At 38.2% G+C, this 4,582-nt stretch carries 3 protein-coding genes; all 3 read right to left on the bottom strand.

What is annotated here, in order from left to right; translation table 11 throughout:
- Positions 1-334: 334 nt before the first annotated feature.
- From B3F51_RS04865 to B3F51_RS04855, 3 genes are read right to left on the bottom strand one after another with little or no spacing between them, the layout of a single operon-like run.
- Positions 335-2,110: an ABC transporter ATP-binding protein gene (locus tag B3F51_RS04865; RefSeq protein ID WP_286945768.1), complete on the bottom strand. Its 1,776-nt coding sequence runs from the start codon at positions 2,108-2,110 to the stop codon at positions 335-337.
- Positions 2,103-3,851: an ABC transporter ATP-binding protein gene (locus B3F51_RS04860; RefSeq protein WP_286945766.1), complete on the bottom strand. Its 1,749-nt coding sequence runs from the start codon at positions 3,849-3,851 to the stop codon at positions 2,103-2,105. The genes B3F51_RS04865 and B3F51_RS04860 overlap by 8 nt, the downstream gene beginning before the upstream one ends.
- Before the next feature lie 8 nt (positions 3,852-3,859).
- Entirely contained in the window at positions 3,860-4,168 is a 309-nt protein-coding gene (locus B3F51_RS04855) for a PadR family transcriptional regulator (protein ID WP_286945763.1), read from the bottom strand.
- Positions 4,169-4,582 lie beyond the last annotated feature (414 nt).

Genomic DNA, 4,582 nt, shown 5'->3' with positions numbered 1-4,582 from the left:
TTAATTTTTTCAGGAAGTTAAGGCTATACTATGCCCCTTAGGCTAAATACCCCCACAAAATCATACCCGAGGAATTTACACACTAAAATGAACTTGACTGACACGATGAAGGGTATTAGTACTTTTTTGATAATAGAAGTAAAACGGTAATAAGCATAACAAGGATATTATCCAGGACAAATCCACTCTTCTTCAGTTAAATACTTTTTCTTCACAACCAGTTGATATGCAAAAACACCAAAATGCCTTTCGGACCCTCCATATGATCCTAAAGAACAAATGATTACATCTTATAGAAAAGTACTCGATTTTATTTTTCTCCTTATTTATATTTTTAACCAACTTTCCAGCCGTGCTCTTCAAGGCGTTTATAAATAGCAAACCAGCCTTCTTTTTTTGATAGCTCTTCTGGCGAGCCACTTTCTACGACTTTACCTGCATCCATAATGTGTACTGTATCCGCATCAATAATTCCTGATATTCGATGACTGATCGTAATAATTGTGCGATTTGAACTAACTTGACGGATAGCATTTAGTAAAGTCTTCTCTGTTAGCGCATCTAAACCAGATGTTAATTCATCTAACAGTAATATAGGAGGATTGGTTACTATGGCTCTAGCTAATGATAATAGCTGCATTTGCCCAAATGATAGCTGCGCTTCTCCTTCACCAATAATTGTATCTATCTCCTTCTCCAGTTCACGAACCGTCTCACCAAGACCAACAGTCTCCAATGCAAGCCATGCATCTTCTTTTGTTATTTCGGCGTCCTTTAGTGTAATATTATCCAAGATTGATCCATTAAAAAGTTGGACATTTTGAGGCACTATACCGATGGTTTTTCGCCGTTCACTGGCAGGCATTAAAAAAGGATTGAAGCCGCCAATGGTGATTGAACCACTAGTAACGGGATATAGACCAGCAATCAATGATAAAAGCGTTGTTTTTCCAGAACCAGTTCTTCCTGCTATAGCAACTTTGCTACCTTCTCTGATTGTGACTGTAGCTTGATTGATGACTTTTTTCCCTTCCGTATATTCAAAATCCACCTGTTTCAATATAATTTCTTTTTTTAATGTTGGGTTCATGTGTACAACATTTTCGATTACCCCATTGTGTTTATCTTCTACCTTTTCGGAAAAGAAGTCTTTGATCCGATCAATTCCGGCGAAAGCTTGCTGAATCGTTTGAATCTCTGAGGCAATAGCCTCGACCGGTTCAAACATACGCACTAATAAATCAGCTATCGCAGCTAAAGTACCAATCGAAAGCCCTAAAGCAAGGGTTGTTCCATTATGCGACGCACCGACAACCATAGCAAGTGCGATCACAATAGCTCTGACAATTTGCATAATACAGGGAAACCAAGCATCATAGACACTATTTCCATTCATAGCTAAACGATGAGCTTCAAGTTTTTCCTCAAATCTCTTTGAAAATAAATCCTCTTTGCCAAATGTTTTTATAATCTTAAGCCCAGAGTAAATCTCTTGTATCGTTGTATTGATATCAGAGACCTTCTTTCGTACCACTTTCTGCTTAACAAAAATATTCTTTCGAAAAAAATTCGATAAGAAAAAAATAATTGGTATTGCACCTAACGCGATCCATCCTATTGGCGTTGAAAGTGCAAATAACGTTACAAAAAGTCCTAAAATCTTAAGGATGTCTGCCATAGCACTCACAAGCCCTGCTGAGAACAATGTATTGACTGCATCTAAATCGGCAGTAAACCTGGAAAGTGTTTCTCCAACAGGTACCCGCAAATAATACTTCATCGGCAGTTTCTGTAAATGTTCAAGCATTTGTTTTCTAATATCAAGAAGTACCCCTTGACCAATCACTGTGGCACTGATTTCTCTGAAGAAGTCCAATATCCCGATGACCAATACTGCAGCCAAATACGCGAAAGCCATTCCCCAAATTGAACCTACTCCAGTTGTCAAAGGACCATCAACGATTTGCCTTAATATAAGTGACGGCCAAACATTTGCAATGGCTCCAACACCTACTGTGCCAAGAAGGAGAAAAAAGAACATTGTCTTATGCTTGAAAACCGTTTTCATAGACCTTTTTAGAAAATGATGATTTTGATTTTCTTTATTCATTTACGTTTCCCTCTTTCATGAATTTCTGAGCTTGGTATATCTCATAATAGAGTCCACGCTTACCCATCAACTGATCATGTGAGCCTGCTTCAAGGATAGATCCCTTTTCTAACACTAGAATCTTATCAACATTTTCAAATGCACTCAGACGATGGCTGGATAAGATGACAATCTGGTTCTTAAAATCTTCCTTTAATCGTTTGATTATCCTTTGCTCTGTAGCAATGTCGAGTGCTGAAAAGGGATCGTCTAGCAAAAGAATGGCCGGCTTTTTATAGATTGCTCTTGCCATTGATAGTCGTTGTCGTTGACCACCTGATACCTTTAGTCCTTTTTCTCCAACACCAGTCATTAGACCATCATCGAACCGCTCTATATCTTCTATCAAGGCTGTTGTTGCTAGAGTATCTTCAAAATCTGGAGTTTTAAGTTTTAGCCCTAATAGAATATTTTCTTCAATGCTCATAGAGAAAAGGAATTGCTCGTGTCCAGAATAACCTATTAATTTGTTTCTTTGCGCTGCCGATATATCCCTTAATTGATTGGATTGAATGAAGATATCCCCTTCATAAGGATATTGTCCAAGTAGCGCATTTATCAGAGTGGATTTCCCTGAGCCCACCGCTCCGGTAATACCAACTATTTCTCCCGCTTTTGCCTCAAAACAAATATCTTTTAAAACTTCCTTTGATCCGTATGAGAAATTGAGATGTGAAACCTTCAATTGATCAATAGTACTCAAAATATAATTATCTGTAACCACTATTCCTTCATTCTTCCCCAATGCCATTTTTTCTTTAATACGCTGCCACGATGCTTTAGCACCATGCCAACGATTAAACACTTTTGCAGCTACCCGTGTGCGTCCTGAAAAGGCGATAAACATAACCATGTAAGCATTGAAGGTTCCAACCGTCCACATGCCTGTTCTTACATTTTCTCCCCCCATACCAATGACGATAACAACGCCAAGTCCAGCTATTAATGCATAGACCGGCAACAGGGATTGTTGCAATAATATCTGTTTGATATTCCACTTGACCTGTTGTTCATAAGCATCCATAATGGTTGATTTTTCTGATTCTTCTCTACCAAAAAGACGTAAGACCGAGATTGCCGAAAGATATCTTTGCAACCCAGTTTGAGCAACAGATGCAGATTGTCTCGCATTCAACGAATATCGATAAAGCACATTTCTCATCATATGTGCCAACAGAAGTGTTCCAGGAACCAAAAGTGATGCTAGCAAAGTTATTTCCCAGTCCATATACAGTAGCACTGCAAAATACGATAGCATCAGCAACCAAGTATCCCATCCCTCATTGATGGTTGACATTACAGTATCAACCACTAACGTGATATCACCCACAGTACGTGACATCAAATCCCCAACAGTCTCTTTTTCTAATTCAGGAAGATTATGTCCCAGAATTCTGTCTAATAGCGTCTGACGCAAATCACATGCTACATGATTGAATTGATCCCGCATGTACCAACGTTTAATGAATCTTGCAAACTGAAAAAAAATCGTCACACCGACAAAATATAGCGCAGAAAGCAATACTAATTCTGCTCGGTCTCCAGCTGCAGCGTCAATCAATTTCCCTAAAAATATTGGCCCTAATACGATGACTGTGTTATAAAAAATCCCTGCTACAGATGAAACAATAAACTGAAACTTATATTTGAGCAAAAACTGGATCAGAGTTTCTTTCCCTTTAGGAGGACCGAATTTTCTCATATCTTCACCTACTCCTTAATTTCCTTGAATAACTCATAGGCTTTTGTCCTTGCTTCCTTTAAAACTATGTTCCCACGAGACGTTGTCCTGTAGTATTTTCTTATTTTCCCTTCTACGTTTTCTTCTGAAGATACAAGAAGACCATCCTTCTCCATCCCGTTCAGAATCGGATATAGGGTACCTGCACTAATACTGTATCCATGATGTTCAAGCTCCTCAATCATCCAAAGTCCATAAATGGGTTCCTTTTTTGCGTGATGTAGAATGTGTATACTGATAAATCCTAAAAACAATTTTCTTAATACTTTTTCAGACATAAATATTCTCCTTATTAATATAGACTTTCGTTATTGATTTTCGTTATCGTATCTCTATATGAACATAACATACGAATTTAATTATTGTCAATGCCTTAGCTAAGTGTGAACTTTGCATCCAGGTTACACCAAGTCGTAATAACTGTGTGAAAAGTCTCAAAACCCCAGTAAAATCAAGGGAATCCGCTTACAAATCCCTCAGGTTAGGGACAAGATCATCACCAAGAAAAAAGGAGATTCAGCTTATGTCCTTTATCAATGCGGCCGACAATATAATGCTGAAAAGAAATATGCCATACCCCAGAGTACTATCATCGGAAAGATTCATGAAGATAATCATGATCTGATGTATCCCAACGAGAAATTTCAGGATGACTTTCCGGTGGTTACCCTTCCAAACAGGCTGCTGAAAGA

The sequence above is a fragment of the Acetobacterium sp. UBA5834 genome (genome assembly GCF_002435675.1).
Taxonomy (GTDB): domain Bacteria; phylum Bacillota; class Clostridia; order Eubacteriales; family Eubacteriaceae; genus Acetobacterium; species Acetobacterium wieringae.
This window is presented reverse-complemented; position numbering and strand designations above follow the sequence as displayed.

Excerpts from the sequence above, each read along its gene's own strand:
- B3F51_RS04865 (WP_286945768.1), bottom strand. The coding sequence starts at position 2,110 with ATGAATAAAGAAAATCAAAATCATCATTTTCTAAAAAGGTCTATGAAA.
- B3F51_RS04860 (WP_286945766.1), bottom strand. The coding sequence starts at position 3,851 with ATGAGAAAATTCGGTCCTCCTAAAGGGAAAGAAACTCTGATCCAGTTT.
- B3F51_RS04855 (WP_286945763.1), bottom strand. The coding sequence starts at position 4,168 with ATGTCTGAAAAAGTATTAAGAAAATTGTTTTTAGGATTTATCAGTATA.